The following is a 20888-nucleotide window of genomic DNA, read 5'->3' as shown; positions in this document are numbered from 1 at the left end:
GCGGGGCGGCGGGTGCCGGCTGGGCCGGGAGGAGCCGCCGGGAGGAGCCGCCGGGAGGAACCGGGAGCCTGGAGGAGCCGCAGAAGAGTTGCAAAGGACACGTTGCAAAAAAGCCTTGCAAAGCTTCCTTTGCAACTCTAAGGTCGCAGCATGCCCGAGAACGAGTCCGACCCCCGCCCCTACCGCCACGACGGCACCGACCGCCGGATCCACAACGTGGACGCCCGCACCCTGCGCGCCGTCGCCCATCCCCTGCGGCTGCGGCTGCTGAACGCGCTGCGCGAGTTCGGCCCGGCCACCGCCTCCGGGCTCGGCGAGCGCCTCGGCGAGTCCAGCGGAGCGACCAGCTACCACCTGCGCCAGATGGCGGAGGCCGGACTGGTGGAGGACGCACCGGAGTTGGGCAAGGGTCGCGAGCGCTGGTGGCGTTCGGTCCACGACGGCTCGGTCTTCGAGAGCTCCGCCTTCCGGCAGCACGCCGACCCGGCGGTGCGCGGGGCCATCGACTTCGTCCTGCACGAGACGGCCACCTCCCACGCCGAGGAGCTGAACGCCTGGCTGGGCACCGTGGGCGACTGGTCGGACGCGTGGCAACGCAGCTGGGACATGAGCGACTTCAAGATCCGTCTCACCCCGGAGCTGGCGATGGAGCTGTCCCGGAAGATGCACGAGCTGGTGGAGAGCTACCGGGACACCGTGCCCGAGGACACCGAGGACTCGGCGGTCGTCCGCACGCACCTGCACCTCTTCCCACGCCGTTCCGAGTGACCGCACGGACACCCCGACACCCCGCCTCCTGAAGGGAAGACCGCCATGCACGCCGACGTCCACCACCTCCTGCACACCTTCGAGTCCGCCGAACTCCGCTCCGGTGCGGGCGAGTTCCGTATCCCTCGGGCCACGCTGCGCACCCGGATCGGCTGGACGCTGGTCGAGGTGGGCCTGCGACTGACCGCCCAGGGCCGGGAGACGGCCGCACCCGCGCCCCGCGCCGCCACCGCCTTCCATCCGGCGTGACCGACGGCTCGGGGGAGAACAGACCATGAGGAACCGCACACCGCTGGCCGCCACGCTCGCCGCCAACGCGATCTCCACAGCGGGCACTTCACTCACCCTGATCGGAGTCCCCTGGTTCGTCCTGGAGACCACCGGCAGCGCGGCCCGGGCCGGAGTCGTGGCGTTCTGCGCCACGCTGCCCATCGTCGTCGCCGCGCTGATCGGCGGACCCGTCATCGACCGGATCGGCCGCCGGCGCACGGCCGTCGCGTCCGACGCCGTGTGCGCGTCCGCCATCGCGGCGATCCCCCTGCTGCACTTCGCGGGCGCCCTCGACTTCTGGGTGCTGTGCGCGCTGATGGCCCTCAACGGCTTCGCCCACACCCCGGGCAACACCGCGCGCTACGTCCTGATCCCGGATCTGGCCGAGCACGCCGGGACCACGCTCCCCCGGGCCGCCAGCCTCTTCGACGCGGTCTCGCGCGGGGCCCGGATGGTCGGCGCGGCCCTGGCCGGCGTCCTTATCGCCTTCGCCGGCGCGGAGACGGCCCTGCTGCTGGACGCGGCCACCTTCGGCCTGTCGGCCCTGCTGGTCGCCGCGGGGGTACGGGGCGTACGAGCGGCCGAACCGCAGAAGGCGGAAGCTCCGGTCTCGCTGCGCGTCTACGGAACCGAACTCCGCGAGGGATACACCTACTTGCTCGGCAACCGGCTGCTGCTGGCCGTCGTGGTCATGGTGATGTTCATGAACGGCACCGACCAGGGCTGGTACGCCGTCCTCCTCCCCGTGCACGCCGAGGCGGAGCTGGGCGGCGCGACCGCCATCGGCCTGCTCACCGCGCTGTTCGGGGCGGGCGGCCTGACGGGGGCCCTGCTGTACGGGACGGTGGGGCACCGCTTCTCGCGCCGGGCGGTGTTCACGGTGTGCGTGGTCCTGTGCGGTGCGCCGAGGTTCCTGGTCGCCGCGGTGACCGGGACGACGCTCCCGCTGGCGGTGACGATGCTGCTCGGCGGGATCGCGGGCGGGGTCCTGAACCCGATCCTGACGACCGTGGTCTACGAACAGGTGCCGGACCGGCTGCGCAGCCGGGTGTCGGGGGCGCTGACGGCCGGGTGCGAGTTCGCCATGCCGCTGGGCGGACTCGCGGCGGGGCTGCTGGTGGAGGGCGCGGGGGCGACGGGGGCGCTGCTGGCGATGGGCGGGGTCTACTTCCTGGCCACGCTGAGCCCGCTGGTGTTCCCGTCGTGGCGCACGCTGGACGACGGGCCGGTGGCGGAGGAGGCGGGGCAAGCCCCGAAGCCCGACGCGTCCCCCGCACCGCCGCCCGTCAGCGGCTCGGAGCCCTCGCCGGCGCCACCCGTCAGCGGCTCGGCGTCTCTGCCGCCGTCGCCTGGCAGCGGGTCGGGAGCGCCGCGGGTCAGCAGCTCGGGACCTTCCCGCCCGACTGGAGGGCCTTCAGCGAGCCGACCGCGTCCTTGAGCGTGTGGACGGGCACGATCCGGAGCCCGTCCGGCGCCTCGGCCTCCGCCTGGGAGCACTCGGCCTCGGGGACGAGGAAGACGCTCGCCCCGTCGCGGTGGGCCCCCTGGGCCTTCATCGCCACGCCGCCGACCGCGCCGACCTGGCCGTCCGCCGTGATCGTCCCCGTACCGGCGATGGTGCGGCCGCCGGTGAGGTCGCCGCCGGAACCGTCGCCGTCGAGCTTGTCGATGATGCCGAGGGAGAGGAAGAGCCCGGCGCTCGGGCCGCCGACGTCGCCGAGGTCGACGTTCACGCGCATCGAACCGGGCGCGCGGTCCAGGTAGTCGAGGGCCGCGTCCACGGCGACGTTCTGCGACTGCCTCATGTCGTCGAGGTTGTGCTGCGAGATCTCCTTCTCGGTGCCGCCGGTGGGGTAGACGGAGTCGCGCGGCATCACCGCCCGGTCGGTCCGGAACCAGGCGTCGAACACGTCACCGACCCGGACGTCCGCCTTCGGCCCGGTGGCGAGGATCGTCGTCATCCTCAGCTGGCCGTCGGTGGGACGGGTCTCGGCGCCCGTGATGGTGATCACCGGCCGGCCGTCGTCCTCGCCGAGCACGTCCGCGGTCAGGCCGGGCCGCGCCACGGTGAACGGCAGCGGCGCGAAGGCCGCCGTACCGAACAGGGCGAGGACCGGCAGCGCGCAGAGGGCGAGGAAGCGGGGGCGCGAGAGACGAGAGAGCACGCACCCAATCTAACCGCCGCGCCGGAGCGGCGACGCGCCAGGCGTACGCCCGCTCGCGGAGCGACCGCGGCCTTCCGGCCCCGTCCCCCGCGGCGGGCTGACGGCCTCCCGCGTACCCCTACCGCAGCTCGTCCGCGACCTTCCGCGTACGCCTACCGCAGCCCGTCCGCGGCCTCCCGCGTACGCCTACCGCAGCCCGTCCGCGACCTTCCGCGTACGCCTACCGCTGCCCGTCCGCGACCTTCCGCGTACGCCTACCGCAGCGCGTCCGCGACCTCCCGGGCGGCGTCGAGCACCCGGGGTCCGACCCGTTCCGGCACGGCGTCGGTGAGCATGACGACGCCGACGCTGCCCTCCACTCCGGAGACCCCGACCAGGGGCGCCGCCGCCCCGCTGGCCCCGGCTTCGAGCTCGCCGTGGGTGAGGGTGTACCCGGGGTGGGAGGGGTCGGCCGTCTGCCGGGCGGACAGGATGGCCCGGCCCGCCGCGCCCCGGTCCAGCGGGTGGCGGAAGCCGGCCCGGTAGGCGACGTGGTAGTCGGTCCAGGTGGGCTCGACGACGGCGACCGCGAGGGCGTCGCTGCCGTCGACGAGCGTGAGATGGGCGGTGGCCCCGATGTCCTCGGCCAGGGAGCGCAGCGCGGGCAGCGCCGCCTCCCGGACGAGCGGGTGCACCTGACGGCCGAGCCGCAGCACACCGAGGCCCACCCGGGCGCGGCCGCCCAGATCGCGGCGTACCAGGGCGTGCTGCTCCAGGGTGGCGAGCAGCCGGTAGACGACGGTCCGGTTGACGCCGAGCTTGTTGGACAGCTCGGTGACGGTCAGGCCGTGGTCGGTGTCGGCGAGCAGTTTGAGGACGCGCAGTCCTCGGTCGAGCGTCTGGGAGGTCTCCGCTGTCACGACGCCCTCTCCTCTTCGGGGTGAGCGACGACGGCCCTGCTCCGGCGGTTGCGACGCCGGTCCCAGCGGCGACGCACGAAGAGGCCGCCGGTCTGGCAGGCACCGGCTGCGCTCCGCGGCGGCGTTGCCACGGGGCGTTCATATGGCGGGGACAGTAGCGAGCCAGTCCGCTCAGCGGAAGTGCTCGTCCAGAATCCGGTCTCCGGACTTCGCCGCCGGAAACGGCCCGCGCATAGCGGCCGGTCAGCGCGGCGACGTCCGGTAAACGAACATCTACGCGCGTCCACGTGTCACGACGGCGCCGCACCGATGCCCCCACCGGGGCGAACGCCCGTTAACGCTCCGTGAACGGACGGCCTGTGTTTCTGTACGCCGACCCGGCATGGCGCGAACCGGACAGCGCGCCCCGCTCCGAAACGCCTCGGACCACGCCGCTTGGTAGCTTCCTGGCACGCGGCCGTCTTCCACCGTGAATGGCCGTGCTCAGGAGAGGAGTTCGGTCCATGGCTTGGGACGAATGGGAGCAGTTGAAAGCCGACGCGGCCACCCGCCAGCCGACGCGCACGCAGCTGAATCATCTGCCACCCGAACCGAGCGGAGGAGGAGGCAACCCTCAAGGGGATCTAGCGGTCAACCAGACGGATCTGGCCGCGATCGGAGACGCCGCCTTCGAACTCCGTCAACATTTCGGCCAGGCCGGCAAGCACGCGCGAGCGGCTTCCCAGAAGGCGGCAGGAGGGCTGAAGAGCCAGGGCTTCGCGCTCGGCGGCGCGTTGGACCACGTGGCCTCGCGCTGGATCGACCAGTGCAGGTCATTGCTGGACGCCACCGCCCACATCTCCAATCACCTCGACTTCACCAAGGGCGCCCACGCGGGTGACGAGGTCCACATCGCGGGGACCGTCAGCAGCATCGCCACGCTCGACGCGGGCTTCAGCGAGAGGAAGAGCTCCTGATGGACCTCGATGCCCTCCGCTTCGGCAACTTCTCCCAACTCGGCCAAGCGATCACCGACTGGGAAGAGATGGCCAAGAAGCTGGCGACCCTCGAGAAGGACGCCAAGGACAACCTGGGCGGCAAGGCGGCGAAGGCCCGGTGGACCGGGGAGAACGCCGCGGTCACCCGTTCCTTCGTGGAGAAGACCGCAGCGGAGTTCGCCGATGCCCACACCCAGGCACGGACCGTCGCCCGCATCCTCGCCGACACCCGGGACGAGTTGGTCGCCTTCCGCGACGACCTCACCGAAGAGATCTCGCGGGCCGCCAAGAAGAACCTGACGGTGAGAGACACCGGCGACGGATCGTTCACCGTCACGATGAACATCCACCCTGACCGCGCCGCGAAGGGCACCACACTCCCCGAGCACAGCCAGAGCGACATGGAGGGCCTGCGCGACCGGGTCCAGGCGATCCTGCGGCAGGCCACGCGCAGCGACACCACCGCCGCCGAAGCCCTGCGCCTCATCGTGGACCAGGCCGAACGCGGGTTCTCGGGCGCGGACTACGCGGACCGCGACTCCGCGGCCAAGGCGCTGGCGGCGGCCGAGGCGCTCGCCAAGACTCTCAGGAAGGACCCGTCCGAGGTCACGGCGACCGAGCTGAACGCGGTCAATGCGACGCTCGCCACGTACGGGAAGGATCCGCTGTTCGCGGAGAAGCTGGCCACCTCCACGACTCCCGACGGGCTGCTGACGTTCTACGCCGGCGTCGCCGATCCCTACCAGGGTTTCGGTGCCGACCCCAATCGACTCAAGCAGGCCAAGCTCCTCCAGAAGAACCTGGGCGTCGCTCTGGGAACAGCCACCCTGTCGGACAGCGCCGCCATGCGGTCCTGGGAACAGAAGATGGTCAAGCTCGGCCCGGAAGAACTCGGCACCGATCATGCGAACAATCCCCGCGGATTCGCTGTCATGAGCAACCTCATGCGGTTCGGCGACTACGACGACCAGTTCCTCAACGAATACGGCGAACAGCTCGTGGCGTTCGACAAGGAACGCAACGTCAAGAACATAAGCCCGTGGATCAACAACTGGAACAACGGCGACCTGAACTTCTACAGCAAGAACGACCGGGGCCGCGACCCCATGACCGGCCTCATGGAAGCACTCGGCCACAACCCCGGGGCCGCAACGGAGTTCTTCTCCCAACCGACCGGCACCGGATCGGGTGTCGACAAGGAATCCGAACTCAACGGAAACCTGAAATACCTGACCAAAGAACGTATCTGGCTGTCCGATGCCTACATCATGGGCGGCGACAACAAGGTCATCGCCGGGCATGACTCCCTCGGCCACGCACTGGAGGCGGCCACCACCGGGTACGCCTACGACGCCGATCCCATGGCTGCCAAGGATCCGATGATCCCCGGCAACCGCGATATGCGCACTGCGGAGACGGCCGGAGTCATGGAGCAGGTCGCGTTCCTGTACGGGAGCGAGGACGGGCCGAAGATGCTTCATGAGCAATCCCAGCTCGCCGACAGTCTGGGCAAGATGGGGGCCGCATACATCGATGACATCGACTACAGCCTGACGGGTGTCGGCGACAACGCGAAGGACTCGGGCGCGTTCCCCGCGAAGTACGCCGGACGTGCCGAATTCGGAAACCAGGGCGCCATCAATTTCTTGAGCGTGCTGGGTCAGAACGAAAGCTCACACGCAGTCGCCACCATGGCGCAACATCTGTACACGCTGAGCGCGTTGGACGCCAACCCCGCCACGAGCGCACAGAGCATCGACAACGCGCACGACGCCCTGACAACGGGGGCCGAGGCGCGAGGCATCCTCGACCACTCCCGCGTACAGCAAGCGGAGGAGACGTACAAGGAGAACGCGGAGGAAGTAAACAAGTCGCTGGGACGCTCCGGTGACTGGGTCAAGCTGGGCGTCGGCGCTGTAGTGGGGGGCGGTATCGCGGCGCTGCCCGTGCCTGGTTCGACCGGGGTGGCCATCGCGATCGCGCCGGTGGCCGCGGAAACGATCGGCAACGCGGTCAGCACCTTCATCGGACACCAGGTCGACAAAGAATTCGACGAGGCCGAGGAGGATCCGAGGGAAAAGGCGCAACTCACCAGTCAGCAGTTCTACGAAAAGGGCGCTGCCGAGCTGGGGGCAGCCTACGGGAGCTACCTGAAGGAAAACCCCCGGATGGACGTTGCCTCCGACCGGGCGGACTGGACCCAGGACGTCAAGAACGCCTACGACACCGGATCGGGCCAGGGTGACACACGCGGCCTCCCTGCCTACAAGGACTGAAAATGGCACCAAGAACCTCGAAAAACGAGGCATCGGCGAGAACCTCATTGCGCTGGGTCGCCTGCTGGGCCGCGCTCCTTGTCGGAGCAACTGGGTGCAGCGATGGCGGTGACGGCCGGACAGGACAGACTGTGCGTTCCTCGGCGCAGGTATGTGACAACACTTTGAAGTCGTCGGGGCAGGCAGCCCTGAAAAGCATCGGCGGAACAGACCGCTATACGGAGCTCGCCGGGAACCGGCAGAATGGAGAGCCCTATCGATTCTCCGTCTCCTTGGCCGCGAAGCGACTTCACTCCGAATTCTCCAAACGCAATAAGTGCGCGGTGTACAGAGCCGACGGGGAGAACGACTTCCCACTCCTCGACATCAACTTCAAACCCAGCCTTGCGGCCCCGAAAAAGGTCTCCGATCCGGGCGCCAAGGAATTGTTCTACCCCTTGGGCGCATTCGCGTCGGTGAACTCCAAGCCGGGTAGCACCTATGCGACCCTGTACTTCGCCTGTCCGACGCAGGGCCCTGACGGAGAGTCTTCCCACGTCATGGCTTCCCTCTTCGTCCCGAAGGCCCAGACCCACCCCGGCTCCACTCCCGACGACCGCATGGCAGTCCTCAATGACGTCGCCCGCGGCCTGGCTGAGGAGCTCGGCTGTGCGGACGAGGCCGGACTGCCGGCCCGGGTCCCCTCCCCCACGAACGGCTGACGGCCGGACCGGAACGGAGAAGAGGGGAGAGGGCGGGACCCGCACGGTTACGCGTCCCGCCCACAAGGACTGACGCCCGCTCCTCCGAATCTCTCTTAAGGCAGCAAACGCCATGCGCAACAGACCGCACCGGATGCTCTGCGGGAGCCTGATACTCCTCATGGCCACCGCCTGCACCGATGGTGAGAGCGGCAAGGAAGCGACGCTCTCGGCATCACACGTGTGTGACGCCACACTCACCCCGCCTTCGGCGAAAGCCCTTGAGAACCTGGCATCGACCGAGCGTTTCAACGAACTCACCGGCACCAACCAGCAGGGAGACCCGAACAAGTTCTCTCTGGAACTGGCCGCGAAGAGGCTCTACGGAGAGGTGAAGGAACGCAATATCTGCATGGTCTACAAGGCGGGCGATGACAGCGGGATCCCGTTGCTCAAGATTGAGTTCGAGCCCACGGAGAGTCACCCCGTACCGGAAGAGGAAGCACGGACAGCGGACAGGGACCGGATCGTTTTCCCTCTGGGTTCCTACGCCGAGATCAACGGCGACAGCGGGGCAAACCTGTATTTCGCCTGCTCAACCCATGGGCCGGAGGGCACCTCGCGCTATGTCAGGGCGAGGATGTACTCGTCCGGGGGACAGTTGGCCCCCGGCTCTGCACCTGACGACCGCATGGCCATCCTCAACGACGTGGCCCGCGGCCTGGCCAGGCAACTCGCCTGCGCGGACGAAGCCGCGCTGCCCGCCCGCGTCCCCGCACCCACGACTGCCTGACGGCCGGACGGCTCCCGGCCTCAAGGGGGATGGGGAGAGGGCGGGACGCAGCTTCCGCGTCCCGCCCTCTCCCATCCCCGGGCCCGTCCTCCCGCTCACTTCATCCGCGTCGCCCACTCCTGGACCTTCGCGATGCGGGTCTGGATCTGGTGGGCGGTGGCCTCCGCGCTCGGCGGGCCGCCGCAGACGCGGCGCAGTTCGTTGTGGATCACGCCGTGCGGTTTGCCGCTCTGATGGGTGTAGGCGGAGACCATCGTGTTGAGCTGCTTGCGCAGGCTCAGCAGTTGCTTGTGGGTGACCACGGGCCGGGCGTCGGCGGGCTTCTCCAGGAGGTCGGCCTCCTCCGCCGGCTTCTGGCGGCTGTGCGCGATCTGCCGGCTCTGCCGCTTCTGGAGGAGCAGTTGCACCTGGTCCGGCTCCAGGAGCCCGGGGATGCCGAGGTAGTCCTGCTCCTCCTCGGAGCCCGGGTGGGCCTGCATGCCGAACTCGGCGCCGTCGTACAGCACCCGGTCGAAGACGGCGTCGGACTCCAGCGCCTCGAAGGGCAGTTGGTCCTCGGTCTCCTCGTCCTCCAGCCGCTCCGCGTCGGCGAGGAGCTTGTCCTCCTCCGAGAACGGGTTCTCCTCGTCGCTCCCCTTCTTCGGCTTGTCGAGCACGTGGTCGCGCTCGACCTCCATCTCGTTGGCGAAGTCGAGCAGCATCGGGATGGTCGGCACGAAAACGGAGGCGGTCTCGCCGCGCCGGCGGGAGCGCACGAAGCGGCCGACTGCCTGGGCGAAGAACAGGGGCGTCGAGATGGTGGTCGCGTACACGCCGACGGCGAGGCGCGGCACGTCGACGCCTTCGGACACCATCCGGACCGCGACCATCCAGCGGGATTCGTCGGCGCTGAACTGGTCGATCTTCTTCGACGCGGCCTTCTCGTCGGAGAGGACCACGGTCGCCGACTCCCCGGTGACCTTCTTCAGGATCTTGGCGTACGCGCGGGCCGAGTCCTGGTCGGTCGCGATGACCAGGCCGCCCGCGTCGGGGATGCCCTTGCGGACCTCGGTGAGCCGCTTGTCGGCGGCGGCGAGCACGTTGGGGATCCACTCGCCGGTGGGGGCGAGCGCGGTACGCCATGCCTGGCCGATGGCGTCCTTGGTCATCGGCTCGCCGAGCCGGGCGGCGATCTCGTCCCCGGCCTTCGTACGCCAGCGCATGTTGCCGCTGTAGCTGAGGAAGATCACCGGGCGGACGACGCCGTCGGCGAGGGCGTTGCCGTAGCCGTAGGTGTAGTCGGCGGAGGAGCGGCGGATGCCGTCGTTCCCCTCCTCGTACTGGACGAACGGGATCGGGTTGGTGTCCGACCGGAACGGCGTACCGGTCAGCGCGAGCCGCCGCGTCGCCGGGTCGAACGCCTCCTGGCACGCCTCGCCCCAGGACTTCGAGTCACCGGCGTGATGGATCTCGTCCAGGATCACGAGCGTCTTGCGCTGCTCGCACCGGTTGCGGTGCAGCATCGGGCGGACCCCGACACCCGCGTACGTCACGGCGACCCCGTGGTACTCCTTGCTCAGCGGACCGGCGCTGTAGTCGGGGTCGAGCTTGATCCCTATCCGGGCGGCCGCCTCCGCCCACTGCTTCTTGAGGTGCTCGGTCGGGGCGACGACCGTGACCTGCTGGACGACATGGTGGTGCAGCAGCCACGACGCGAGGGTCAGCGCGAAGGTGGTCTTGCCGGCTCCGGGCGTCGCGACGGCGAGGAAGTCGCGCGGCTGCTCCTGGACGTACCTCTCCATGGCGCCCTGCTGCCAGGCTCGCAGCTTGCCGGCGGTGCCCCAGGGGGCGCGGCCGGGAAAGGCGGGTGAGAGGTGGTGGGAGGCGGTGGTAGTAGTCACGGTCTCCGGTTCGGGGCTCTCGGGTGCGTGGGGCGCTGTCCGCACCGGGCCCGGCCCGATCGGCCCGACCCGCGATACGACAACCGGGCCACCCTACCGGTGGGGCGGCCCGGGCCACGTACGGACGAGCCGTGGCCCAAGCCCGTTGAGACGCTCTTCACAGGTGCGGCTATCGGGCGAACACCGGAAGCTGCTCGGCGATCTTGGGCATGTCCAAGACACCCTGGCACACTGCCAACACGAACCGCTCCGCCGCGTCGACATCGAAGTCGGCATCGAGCGGATGGCCGTTCATGTGAAGGAAGACCCAGGTCGCATACCACGCGATCCGCTTATTGCCATCCACCAGCCCGTGGTTTCGGGCAAGGGACTCCATGAGAGCGGCGGCCTTCTGCCAGACATCCGGATACGCGTCCTGGCCGAACACGCTCGCCTGCGGTCTGGCCAGTGCGGATTCCAGCAGTCCGTAGTCACGAACTTCCGGAGTGCCGAGCCGTCGCGTCAGGTTCAACAGCTCGGGCAGGGTCAGGTACTGCATCAGGCGAGCCTCCGGTTCAGCTCCTCACTGACCTTCAGAACATGGTCCGCGGCCTCGTTGAAGAGCCGGGAGTGCTCGTTTATGGCGGTGATCACCGCGTCGTGGGCAAACGCCTGCATGCTCTTCCCCTCCGCTTCGGCGCGGGCGCGCAGGGAGTCCAGCTCTTCGTCGGTGAATCGCAGATTCAGACCAGCCATGGTCCGATGGTACCGCGTGGTACCACGCGGTACCGAAACCTCGCCCCACCGCTACTCCTCCCGTACGAGCACCCGGGTCGCCACCCACGCCCCCACCAGCGCCACCCCCGCCATCGGCAGGAACACCGCCGCGAACGCGCCCGGATGCGAACCGGTGGCGGTGGCCTCCACCGCGCTGTGGGCCGCCGCGCCGAGGGCCTTGCCGCCGAGAGCCGCGAAGGCCGCGCCGCCGATGGCCAGCAGCAGGACGTTGGAGAGGCCGTCGGAGATCTGGAGGGCGGCGGAGTTGGAGCCCGCCTCCTCGGGGGCCGACAGCTTGAGCAGCAGCACGCTGGTGGAGGCGATCACGATGCCCATGCCGAAGCAGCCGAACGCCCAGGCGACGGCGACGGTCCAGACGGGGACGCCCTCGATCAGTACGGAGGGGGCGACGGCGATCGAGGCGGCGACGAGCAGCATGCCGGTCACCATCAGCCGCTCCCGGTGCGCCTCCATGCGCGGCCGGGACTGGACGAACGAGCCGAGCGCCCAGGTCGCCCCGCCCACGGCCAGGGACAGTCCGGCCATCGTCGGGGACAGTCCGCGCTGGGTGACCAGCATCAGCGGTACGAAGGACTCGGCGGCGATGAACGACCCAGCGGCGACCCCGCGCAGCAGGACCACCGAGGGCAGTCCGCGCGCGGCCCGTACGGTCCCGGTGGGCAGGAGTCCGCGGACGGCGGGCACAAGCAGGGCGGCGCCGGCGGCGGCGGGCAGGAGGGCGAACCAGTTCAGCTCCTGCCCCGCGTACTGGAGCAGCCCCGCCCCGGCCGAGATCCCGAGGGCGAGCCGGATGCGACGGCGGTCGTACGGCTCCGCGGCTGCGGCCGGGTCGGCCGGCCCGGAGGCCGTGCGTCTGATCGCGGGGAGGGCCAGGGCGAGCGGGATCACGATGAGGGCGGGGATGCCGACGAAGACCCAGCGCCATCCGAGGTGCTCGGTCACCGTTCCGGAGGCGAGCGGCCCGACGACGGAGGGGATCACCCAGCTCGCGGCGAAGGCGGCCAGGATCGCGGGCCGGATGCGTTCGGGGTAGGCGCGCCCGATGACCACGTACAGGGCGACGATCACCAGCCCGCCGCCGAGGCCCTGGACGGCGCGGCCGGCGATGAAGACCCACATGCCGGTGGCGGCCCCGGAGAGCAGCAGGCCCGCGCCGAACGCGGTGATGCCGGTGGCGAGCGGCTGGAGCGGTCCGCGCCGGTCGGCCCACTGACCGGAGAGGACCATGGCGAAGAGGCTGGTGGTGAAGTACGCGGAGAAGGCGAACGCGTAGAGCGGGATGCCGTTCAGCTCGCGGGCGGCGACCGGCATGGCCGTGCCGACCGCTGTGGCCTCGAACGCGATGAGGAACACCACGGAGACGATGCCGATGCTCAGCGCCCGGTAGGTGCGCCCGAGGACCCCTTCGACGGCTTCGCGGGGGAGGTCGGACAGCGGGTCCGGGGAGGGGGCGTCGTTCGCGGGCGGCGCGAGATGGGCGGCGTCGGTGCCGTCGCGGGGTTCCAGGGCGGTCATGCCCTCAGCGTAAGGGGCGTAGGGCGCTGTGAACCCTGTCGTTGGACGGCCCCGGGATCGGCCCTTGGTCGTAGGTCCCGGGCTCCGGTACCTGCCGCGCTCCGTACTCGGGTGTGAACGGCGTATGGCAGTCGCATTGCGCGCGGGCCTGAACCCTTGAGGCGGGGGACGACGGCCCGTAGCGTCGTTGTCACAGCAGGAACGCCGCCGACAAGGCGACGAGGAACACCGCACCACCCCCCGACCGTGTGCCCGAGAGGCTCAGGGGCTCGACTGCAACTCGAGTTACACCGGTTCGAATCCGGTCACGGTCTCCAGCGCGAAACGGCCGCTCCCGCCACGGGGGCGGCCGGTCCCGTTTCCCGCGCCCCGCGTGTCCTGCCCTGCGGCCGCCGTCCGTCGCCCGCTCACCCGGCCTTGAGGGCCTTCATCACCTCGCGCATGTCGTTGATCAGCTCGGCCCGGTACGCGAGGACGTCGGGTTCGGCCATGTCGTCCGGCGGGCCGTTCTCGTCGTCACTGTCGTCTTCGGTGAACGTCCAGCCGGTCAGCGCGAGCCGGACGACGGCCCCGCCCTCGACCACGTTCAGGCGCAGGCCGCCGGCCTCCAGGGTCAGCAGGTACGCCTGGTCTCCGAGATCGGGCACGCGCTCCACCCGTTCCACGACCGAACCGTCGATCTCCGTCAGCGTGCTGCTCGCCTCGAACTCGGGACGCGGGTCGGTCTCCTTGTGCAGCTCGGCCGTCAGCGACACCCCGAACTCCACGCTCCCCCTCGTCCCGTTCTCGCCGACCGGCGTGTCCCTCGTCTGGAAGGCGACGGTGCAGCGGATGCGGTGGAGCGCGGGGTGCTCGATGCCGTCGAGTTCGGTCGCCGGCTCGGACACCTGCTCCCCCAGCACCTTGGTGAGCGCCGGAAGTCGCATCGCCGTGCAGGAGTCGGACTCCACGCGGTAGCCGCGGGGGTCGGGCTTCCCGTCGCGGCCGATCCCGTACCCGAACACCGCCGACGCCCACACCGCCGAGGCCACCAGCGCCCCGGCGACCGCCCACACCGCACGGGACCTCCGCCGCCCGCCGGCGGCTCCCTGCTCCGGATCGAACCCGCTCACCACGTCCCGCGACGAGCCCGGCCCGTCCTCCCCCACCAACTCCGGCTCGGATATCACCCCGGCACCTCCCCCTGGTCAACGGCCACGGTACCGGCCGGGCTTCCCCCCGGACACCGGACCGCACACCGCAACGGGTCGCACGCGGAACGGAGTTCCGGCCTTCCGGCGGGCTACGTACCGCAAGGGCCGCCCCACGGCCGACGACACGATCAGAAGGCCCCTCAGGTCAGCCGACGGCCCGCTTTCACCTTGTCCACCTCGCTCAGCGGGAACGTATTCCACCTCACCGAAGCCTCGATGAAACCGCTCGACTGCTCACCGTCGGTTACATCCAGGCGGCAACCGACATAGCTGGGGTGCAACAGCGCGGGCTTCTCCCACCGCTCAGCCCCTCGCACCAGGATGTCGGCCAGCACAGGCCCGCCGCGCCGCGGTAGCCGAGACGTCAGCACCCCCCAGGGCGGCGATGGCCGATTCCACACGCGTGATGCCGAGCACGGACTTGCATTCCCTCATGTGCGCTGTTTCCACCTGATCAACATCGCCGGAACAGCCGGAGAGGAGACCGCTGAGGACCAGAACCGCGACGTGCGACGCCGCCGTCAGGAGTCGATCTCTGCCGGGCGGCCGACCGGAGGGAGTTCCCGCAGCCCCGGGCCCAGTTCCTCGGGGAGACCGGCGCTGCCCTTGCATTCGAGCTTTTCGGCCAACGCCAAGGAGGCGGCGTGAACGACGCGAAGGTTATCCATCAAGTCCTCCCGGGCGTCACCCCGGTAATGGGCGTTGCCCAGCCCTCCGTAAATCCGCGCCGGGCGGCTCTTCGAGCCATCGAGTCGCGGGCTGACGCATTCAAAATAGATGCCGGCCGAGCGGATGTTGGCCACCGCCTCTTCACCCAACGAGAACCGTCGTTCACCTACAGCGCTCCCCGGGTAATTGACGTCGTACGGCGCATACATGTGAAACCTCAAGACCGGCTCATTCTTACTGCGGCTTCCCTTGGCGGCCATCTCGCAGAGTTCTCCTCCCGGCGCCCAACTACGTCCGGAGGAGTACCCTTTCTCGATCGCCTCGATCAGCCGGTCCATTCTCCCACTCGGTCGCCGCTCGAAGGACGTCGCGCCCGTCACCGTCTCCACCGTCCTCTCCAGGTCGCCTGCGAACACTCCCTCGCACACCTCCGCCGCATTGACGTACGGCGACTGAGGCTCCTGGTCCGACGAGCATGCGGTAGCGCAGACTGCCGCGAGCAGACCAGCGACCAGTGACTTTCCGTTCCGGATCACACCCTTGCCTTCCATCGCAGCGCGAATCAGCCTCAGCCTGTCTCCGGGTTCACACCCTGCTGATCCTCCCGGTCATTGCCGGCCCCGTAGCCGATGAGCATCGCTTGCTTCAGGTCCTCACGGAGCTTTGTGTCTTCCTCGGTCGCGTGGAGAGCGAGGAATCCTTCCATCGGAGCCTCCGCCATGGACTCACCCGCGCGGAAGATCCTGTCCCATTCCTCATCGGTGAGCTGTTCCGCCTTCTCCTTGCTCTTGTCGACCGAGTTATCCGAGATGTCCCCGACAACCTGTCCGAAAACCTGCTCCGCAGCTCCACTGGCCGTGTCGGTCGCCAGCGGGATCAGCACGGCAGCCGCACCCGCCGCTGCCGTCGCCGGCAGGAACGCGGCACCGGCCGCGATTCCAACCCCCGCGCCGAACTCCACCCAGCCCGCACGCTTGGCCACCGCCTTCTCGTAATCCTCATGCGTCTTCATGTGATCCGCCTCGACCTGGTCAGCTCTGGACTGGTCGAGCATGCCCTGCATCTCGGCACCGACCCGAACCGTCGTACGTGCGGCATCGGAGTCGATTCCGTCGGAACCGACGTGCGTCTCCAGAACGCTCCTGGTGTACGCCTGCTCCGCGGTGGAGAGGGTGGCATAGGCGTCCGGATGCTGACCAAGAGCGCTGAGGAATTGGCGGACGTCCGCGCGCCCCTGCCCCCCGTCGATGAGGAGCCGGCGATCGTTCGCACGCTCCTGCCCCTGCTCTTGGTCGAGGTCGACGACGAAGGGGAAATGACCTTCGACGCCCGCGGTGGGGGCGAAGACACTCTTCGCCTCACCCTTGTCCAAAGCCCAGTTGATGTCGTCGATATATCCCGCGCCCATGACGCCCATGCTGTCCGCCAAGCCCTCCTGATGCTTGAGCAGGCCGGCGTCCGCCCCGTACTTCTGCATGACCTCATACATAATCGCCGCGTTGTCAGCGTCTCGCTGCACACGCGCGTCCGGCTCACCGGCCGGGTATCCCAGCGTCGCCGCCTCCAGGGCATGACCCAACGCGTCCGGCATGTACTGAAGCGTGGGTCCCAACGCGTCTGGATCGCTGGAGTTGATATCCGGAAACGACTCCCACTTCTCGTTCCCGAAGAAATCGAGGTAGTTGTCGATGGCTTCGCCATCCTGCTTGCCGAGGTCGGCCGTCGCACCTCGGTTGACCGTGCCGTCCTCGTTGTAGGCCGTCGGATCATCGGTGAAGAACTTCTTCGCCGTGTCCGGGCTGTTCCCCAGCGCTTCCAGCATGGCGACCATCGGGTCGTAGCCGGAACCGTTCTTCCCCGACGGGTTGAACGGATCGTCCAGAAGGCCGTTCACCTGCTTGTTACCGGCGAACCGGCCGGGGTCCTTCTGATGCAGCTGCGCCACATGCTCAGCGATCGGATGGAGGAACTTCGGGTCATAGTTCCCGTACCGCATGATCCCGCCGAGCAGCTGATAGCCGTACGGCGCGCCGCCGGTGTCGTACTTGGACAAGGGGATCTGCTGGGTTCCCATCTTGCAGAGCTCCGGCCCCCACTCCGCGGTGAAGGCGCTGTCGCGAGAGGCGGTGGCGAGATTCAGGCCGAGGTTGCGCTGGAGTTCCTGGACGTCCGCCAGACGCTCCTTGTCGACCTTCGCGTAGTCATGGGTGTCCGTGGCGAGCTGACCGAAGAAGGCGAGCGCCTTCTCAGGGCCGAGCTTCTCGTAGAAAGCCTTCGCGAACTCCCGTGACCTGGCGTTCTCCCGCAGCAGTTCGTTCAGGGCCTGGAGCTCGGCGTGCGTGAGGTTGCGGCCCTTGGCTGCCAGAGCGACGGCGCGGTCCGCCTCCTCCTGGACGAGCTTGGTGTACTTCGGGGCGGTGAAGTCCCTGCGGTCGGTGACGTTGGCCTCAAGGGAGTTCTTGAAGGCCACATCGGCGTCGTTGCAGTCGTCGACGATGAGGTCGATCTTCTTCTGCCACGACTGGATGTTCTCCTTCTCCTGCTGGAGGAACTTGGTGAAGTCCGGGTCGTGGCGCGCTGCACTGTTCTCCGAGACCGGGGAACGCGCAGTGACCTTGCCCCTGCCGTCCACCCGGATACCGGCTGCCGGCCCTGCGTGGTCCTGGATGTCGACCAGGGCGTCCTTGGCCTTCTTGAAGGCCGCGTACCCCTCTTCGAGCAGCGCCTTCACACCCTTCGCCTCGGCGGCGGCGTCCGCGCACTCCTTCGCGGTCTTGCCCACGAACGCCTTGGTGACCTCCGCGTTGACACCTTCCCAGTTCGCCTTGTACGCCTTCGCCTTCATCCCGTACAACGCTTGGTCGGCGAGCTTCTCCAGCCTTGCCGCCATCTCCGACCAGTCGTCGGCCGCAGCCTTGAGCTTCCCCAGCGGGGCCTCGACGATGTCGTCGAAACTCGGCATGCGCGCTCCCCCGAGCCCTACTTCATGTACGTCGACAGCGCGGAGATCGCCGCCAGGTCCCCGCCGATCTTGACGTTGTCCTTCACGTGCTGGGCCTTGGTGTAGTCCAGGTGGTTCGAGATGTGCGCGCAGGAGTCCAGCAGCGTCTTGAGGTGCTTCTGCCAGCGGTCGTGCACCTTCAGGACCGCCGCGCCGCTCGCGAAGTTGCCGCCGGTCAGGGCGATCGCCGCGTCGAAGGTGGCGGGGCGGGCGTGGTCGCCGTCCTTCGACAGCTTCGTCCGGAGTTCGTAGGCGTCACTCCCGACAGCACCGAGATCGTCGCGGTGCACCACCAGGTCGGCCGCCCCACCGCTGCCCTCGGCCGGAACACTGTTGATCTGCACGGCATTTCGCTGGGCCGCAGCCGACCGCAGTTCGGCCCATTCCTTGTCGAACGTCACGTACTCCCCCGTCTTTGCTCACGCGAACAGGCGTCCTTCGGGACCGTATCGTCAAGGCCGAGGCGTGGGCGAGTACGAATCGAGCCTCTTGTCGGCCGGGAACACCGGCGAAGAGGCACGGGCGCCGGAGCGGCGTGCGGGCGGTCGCGGCCGCGGGGCCGGTGCGGCCTCGGCGGCTCCGCGACGACGGCTCCGCCGGGGGCGGGGCCGTCGCGCCGACGTCAGCCCTTCGGCGTCGCCACCGCTGCCTGGGGACGGATGGGAAGTCGGTTGACCGGGCGGCCCGTTGCCGAGCGGACCGCTGCGGCGACCGCGGCGGGGGCCGTGACGACCGGGACCGCCGAGGCCGGTTTGGCGCCGAAGGGGGCCACCACGTCGCGTTCCTCGATCAGCCGGACGATCCGGATGTCCGGGGCGTCCAGCGAGGTCGGCAGGGCGTAGCCGGTCAGGTCGGGGTGGCGGATCAGGCCCTTCGCGGTACGGAGGTTCTCCGTGAGGGCCGCGCCGATGCCCTGGGTGATGCCCGCCTCGATACGGGTCGCCAACTGGGCCGGGTTCAGGACCCGGCCGACGTCCTGGGCGACCGCCATCTCGACCACGCGGACCGAGCCGAGCTCGATGTCGACGTCGACCACCGCCCGTACCGCGCAGAACGCGAGGCCCACGAACGCGTCGCCCTGGCCGTACTCGTCCAGCGGCTCCGTGGGGTGGGGGCGGCACTGCGCGGTGGCCCACAGCTCCTTGCCGTCCAGCGTCTCGCTGACCGTCGTGGACAGCACGCCGTCGTACGAGGTGATCTTGCCGTCCGCGATCTGGAGCAGCTCCGTGGACATGCCGAACTGGTGGGCCAGCGGCTGGAGGAGCTGGGTGCGGACCATCTTCGCCGCGCGCTCCACCGCCCCGCCCGACACCCAGGTGTGCCGGCCGTGGGTGGCCGGGCCCGCGGGCGGCTGGTCGGTGTCGACGGCGGCCACGTGGACCTCCTCGACGCCCAGGACCTCCTGGACGATCTGGCGGGCAAGCGTGGTGAAGCCCTGGCCCGTCTCGACCGCCGCGCAGATCACCGTGGCCACGCCGTCGTGGACCCGGACCGTGGCCGTGGAGACCTCATCCGCGCCCTCCGCGCCGAGCATGTGGACCATGCCCACGCCGTAGCCCACGCCCCGGCGCACCGCCCCCGGCTCGCCCGCGCCCTCCAGGCCGCCCGGCAGCAGCCAGTCGTCCTCCGGGCCGTCCTTGGGGAGGGCGGGCAGCGGCGCGTCGCGGACGGCCTCGATCAGGCCGGCCACCGGGGCCGGGCAGGTCACCGTCTGGCCGGTGGGCAGTATGTCGCCGGTGGACAGCGCGTTGCGCAGGCGCAGTTCGGCCGGGTCGATGCCGATCCGGGCGGCCAGTTTGTCCATCTGGCCCTCGTACGCCGCGCAGACCTGCATCGCGCCCTCCCCGCGCACATGGCCCGACGGCGGGTTGTTCGTCCGGACCGCCCAGCCCTCGATGAAGGCGTGCGGCACGACGTACGGGCCGCAGGCGAACGCCACGGCGGCGGCCAGGGATTCGGACGAGGCGTCGGCGTACGCGCCCGCGTCCAGCAGGATTTGAGCCTCCACCTTGACCAACCGGCCCTCGGCATCCGCGTGGTGGCGGTAGCGCAGGAGGGTGGGGTGGCGGTGGGTGTGGCCGAGGAAGGACTCCTCGCGGCTCGCGGCCAGCTTCACCGGGCAGCCGGTACGCAGCGCCAGCAGGCCCAACGGGATCTGGAAGCCGGGGTCCTCGCGGTCGCCGGTCGCGCCGGGTACCCCGGTCACGACGACCTTGACCCGCTCGGGCTCCAGGCCGTAGCAGGCGGCGATCAGGTCTCGGTCGGTGTGCGGGTCGGTGGAGGCGGTGTAGATCTCCACGCCGCCGTCCGGCCGGGGCACGGCGAGGCCGGCCTCGGCGCCGATCGGGGCCGGGTCCTGGCGGCCGATGCGGTACAGGCCCTCGACGACGACCTCGCCGGTCGCCTCCGGGTCGCCGTAGCGCAGCGGGATGTGCCGGATCAGGTTGCCGTCGGGGTGCAGCGGCTCCGCCGCGAACGCCGTCTCCGGGTCGGTGACCGGCTCCAGCACCTCGTACCGTACGGCGATGGCGGCGGCGGCCAGCCGGGCGGTCTCCGGGTGGTCGGCGGCGACGGCGGCAATCGGCTCGCCGTGGTGGCGCACCAGGTCGGAGGCGAACACCGGGCGGTCCACCACGTGGCGGCCGTAGTTGCTGTCCCCCGGCACGTCCTCATGGGTGACGACGGCCCGCACCCCGGGCATCTCCTCGGCCCCCGAGGTGTCGATGGACAGGATGCGCGCGTGCGGGTGCGGGGAGCGCAGCACGGCCGCCCAGAGCAGGCCCTCGGCCCAGAGGTCGGCCGCGTACGGGAAGGTGCCCTCGGTCTTCGCGCCGGTGTCCGCCGGACGCAGCGAAGCGCCGAGGCCCTGCCGGGGCTGCTCCGGCTCCGGGCCGGCGCCGGAGCCCGGTGCGCCTGCCAGCGCGTCGATCCTGGGCAGGCTGGTGCTGGTCGCGTTGGCCGCGGTGGCCGCGTCGCCGCTCACGCCGCCTCCTTGTCGTTCGCCCCGCCGGGGAGGCGGGAGGTG

Annotated in this window: 19 protein-coding genes and 1 tRNA gene; 8 read left to right on the top strand and 12 right to left on the bottom strand. The window is 69.8% G+C overall.

All coding sequences use genetic code 11. The annotated features are described in order from the left end of the window. The first annotated feature begins 150 nt into the window (after positions 1-150). From IF19_RS0125795 to IF19_RS0125785, 3 genes are read left to right on the top strand one after another with little or no spacing between them, the layout of a single operon-like run. Entirely contained in the window at positions 151-768 is a 618-nt protein-coding gene (locus IF19_RS0125795) for a winged helix-turn-helix domain-containing protein (protein ID WP_030113251.1), read from the top strand. Positions 769-813: 45 nt separating this feature from the next. Then, complete coding sequence (locus IF19_RS0125790; RefSeq protein ID WP_030113252.1) at positions 814-1017, top strand: hypothetical protein; 204 nt, start codon at positions 814-816, stop codon at positions 1015-1017. Positions 1018-1042: 25 nt separating this feature from the next. Beyond that, complete coding sequence (locus tag IF19_RS0125785; RefSeq protein ID WP_030277206.1) at positions 1043-2476, top strand: MFS transporter; 1434 nt, start codon at positions 1043-1045, stop codon at positions 2474-2476. Here IF19_RS0125785 and IF19_RS0125780 read toward each other — a convergent pair. Both IF19_RS0125780 and IF19_RS0125775 read right to left on the bottom strand, forming a co-directional pair. Further along, on the bottom strand, positions 2415-3203 hold the full coding sequence (locus IF19_RS0125780) for a S16 family serine protease (protein ID WP_030113254.1): 789 nt from the start codon (positions 3201-3203) through the stop codon (positions 2415-2417). The two genes, IF19_RS0125785 and IF19_RS0125780, sit on opposite strands and share 62 nt — an antisense overlap. A 254-nt stretch (positions 3204-3457) precedes the next feature. Continuing rightward, positions 3458-4102 carry an IclR family transcriptional regulator gene (locus IF19_RS0125775; protein ID WP_030193161.1) on the bottom strand — a complete coding sequence of 215 codons (645 nt, stop codon included), beginning with the start codon at positions 4100-4102 and terminating at the stop codon, positions 3458-3460. A 503-nt stretch (positions 4103-4605) separates the two neighbouring features. Between IF19_RS0125775 and IF19_RS0125770 the strand changes: the two genes are divergently transcribed. From IF19_RS0125770 to IF19_RS0125755, 4 genes are all read left to right on the top strand, one after another. Continuing rightward, the gene (locus IF19_RS0125770; RefSeq protein WP_030113257.1) at positions 4606-5058 is read left to right on the top strand and encodes a hypothetical protein; all 453 of its coding nucleotides are present in this window, start codon (positions 4606-4608) and stop codon (positions 5056-5058) included. Beyond that, on the top strand, positions 5058-7355 hold the full coding sequence (locus IF19_RS0125765; protein ID WP_030290124.1) for a hypothetical protein: 2298 nt from the start codon (positions 5058-5060) through the stop codon (positions 7353-7355). The genes IF19_RS0125770 and IF19_RS0125765 overlap by 1 nt, the downstream gene beginning before the upstream one ends. Positions 7356-7486: 131 nt before the next feature. Continuing rightward, entirely contained in the window at positions 7487-8056 is a 570-nt protein-coding gene (locus tag IF19_RS0125760; protein ID WP_136975147.1) for a hypothetical protein, read from the top strand. A 112-nt stretch (positions 8057-8168) separates the two neighbouring features. Then, positions 8169-8828 (top strand): hypothetical protein, encoded by a 660-nt coding sequence (locus IF19_RS0125755; protein ID WP_128647692.1) that lies wholly within the window; start codon positions 8169-8171, stop codon positions 8826-8828. Positions 8829-8923: 95 nt separating this feature from the next. Here the strand turns inward: IF19_RS0125755 and IF19_RS0125750 are convergent, their stop codons facing one another. The 4 genes from IF19_RS0125750 to IF19_RS0125735 form a co-directional block, all read right to left on the bottom strand. Then, positions 8924-10708, bottom strand: coding sequence for a DEAD/DEAH box helicase (locus IF19_RS0125750; RefSeq protein WP_032757610.1), 1785 nt, complete (start codon positions 10706-10708; stop codon positions 8924-8926). A 169-nt stretch (positions 10709-10877) separates the two neighbouring features. After that, a complete protein-coding gene (locus IF19_RS0125745) occupies positions 10878-11246 on the bottom strand; it encodes a type II toxin-antitoxin system death-on-curing family toxin (RefSeq protein ID WP_030113262.1) in 369 nt (122 codons plus the stop codon). Beyond that, positions 11246-11443 (bottom strand): hypothetical protein, encoded by a 198-nt coding sequence (locus IF19_RS0125740; protein ID WP_030113263.1) that lies wholly within the window; start codon positions 11441-11443, stop codon positions 11246-11248. Before IF19_RS0125740 ends, IF19_RS0125745 begins: the two co-directional genes overlap by 1 nt. A 51-nt stretch (positions 11444-11494) precedes the next feature. Further along, entirely contained in the window at positions 11495-13000 is a 1506-nt protein-coding gene (locus IF19_RS0125735) for an MFS transporter (RefSeq protein WP_030113264.1), read from the bottom strand. A gap of 242 nt (positions 13001-13242) precedes the next feature. Here IF19_RS0125735 and IF19_RS0125730 point away from each other — a divergent pair. Beyond that, positions 13243-13317, top strand: a tRNA-Cys gene (locus tag IF19_RS0125730). A gap of 90 nt (positions 13318-13407) precedes the next feature. On the opposite strand, the gene IF19_RS0125725 is transcribed toward IF19_RS0125730, so the two are convergent. The 6 genes from IF19_RS0125725 to IF19_RS0125700 form a co-directional block, all read right to left on the bottom strand. Then, positions 13408-14169: a hypothetical protein gene (locus IF19_RS0125725; protein ID WP_030113265.1), complete on the bottom strand. Its 762-nt coding sequence runs from the start codon at positions 14167-14169 to the stop codon at positions 13408-13410. Positions 14170-14333: 164 nt separating this feature from the next. Beyond that, positions 14334-14528 (bottom strand): hypothetical protein, encoded by a 195-nt coding sequence (locus tag IF19_RS0125720; RefSeq protein WP_030113266.1) that lies wholly within the window; start codon positions 14526-14528, stop codon positions 14334-14336. A gap of 186 nt (positions 14529-14714) precedes the next feature. Continuing rightward, on the bottom strand, positions 14715-15413 hold the full coding sequence (locus IF19_RS0125715; protein WP_128647693.1) for a hypothetical protein: 699 nt from the start codon (positions 15411-15413) through the stop codon (positions 14715-14717). A gap of 17 nt (positions 15414-15430) precedes the next feature. Beyond that, positions 15431-17824, bottom strand: coding sequence for a hypothetical protein (locus tag IF19_RS0125710; protein WP_030277200.1), 2394 nt, complete (start codon positions 17822-17824; stop codon positions 15431-15433). A gap of 17 nt (positions 17825-17841) precedes the next feature. Beyond that, positions 17842-18264 (bottom strand): hypothetical protein, encoded by a 423-nt coding sequence (locus IF19_RS0125705; protein WP_030113269.1) that lies wholly within the window; start codon positions 18262-18264, stop codon positions 17842-17844. A gap of 221 nt (positions 18265-18485) precedes the next feature. Beyond that, the gene (locus tag IF19_RS0125700; protein ID WP_030113270.1) at positions 18486-20846 is read right to left on the bottom strand and encodes a xanthine dehydrogenase family protein molybdopterin-binding subunit; all 2361 of its coding nucleotides are present in this window, start codon (positions 20844-20846) and stop codon (positions 18486-18488) included. Positions 20847-20888 lie beyond the last annotated feature (42 nt).

Origin of the sequence: Streptomyces californicus (genome assembly GCF_000717645.1) — a bacterium.
GTDB lineage: Bacteria > Actinomycetota > Actinomycetes > Streptomycetales > Streptomycetaceae > Streptomyces > Streptomyces californicus.
This window is presented reverse-complemented; position numbering and strand designations above follow the sequence as displayed.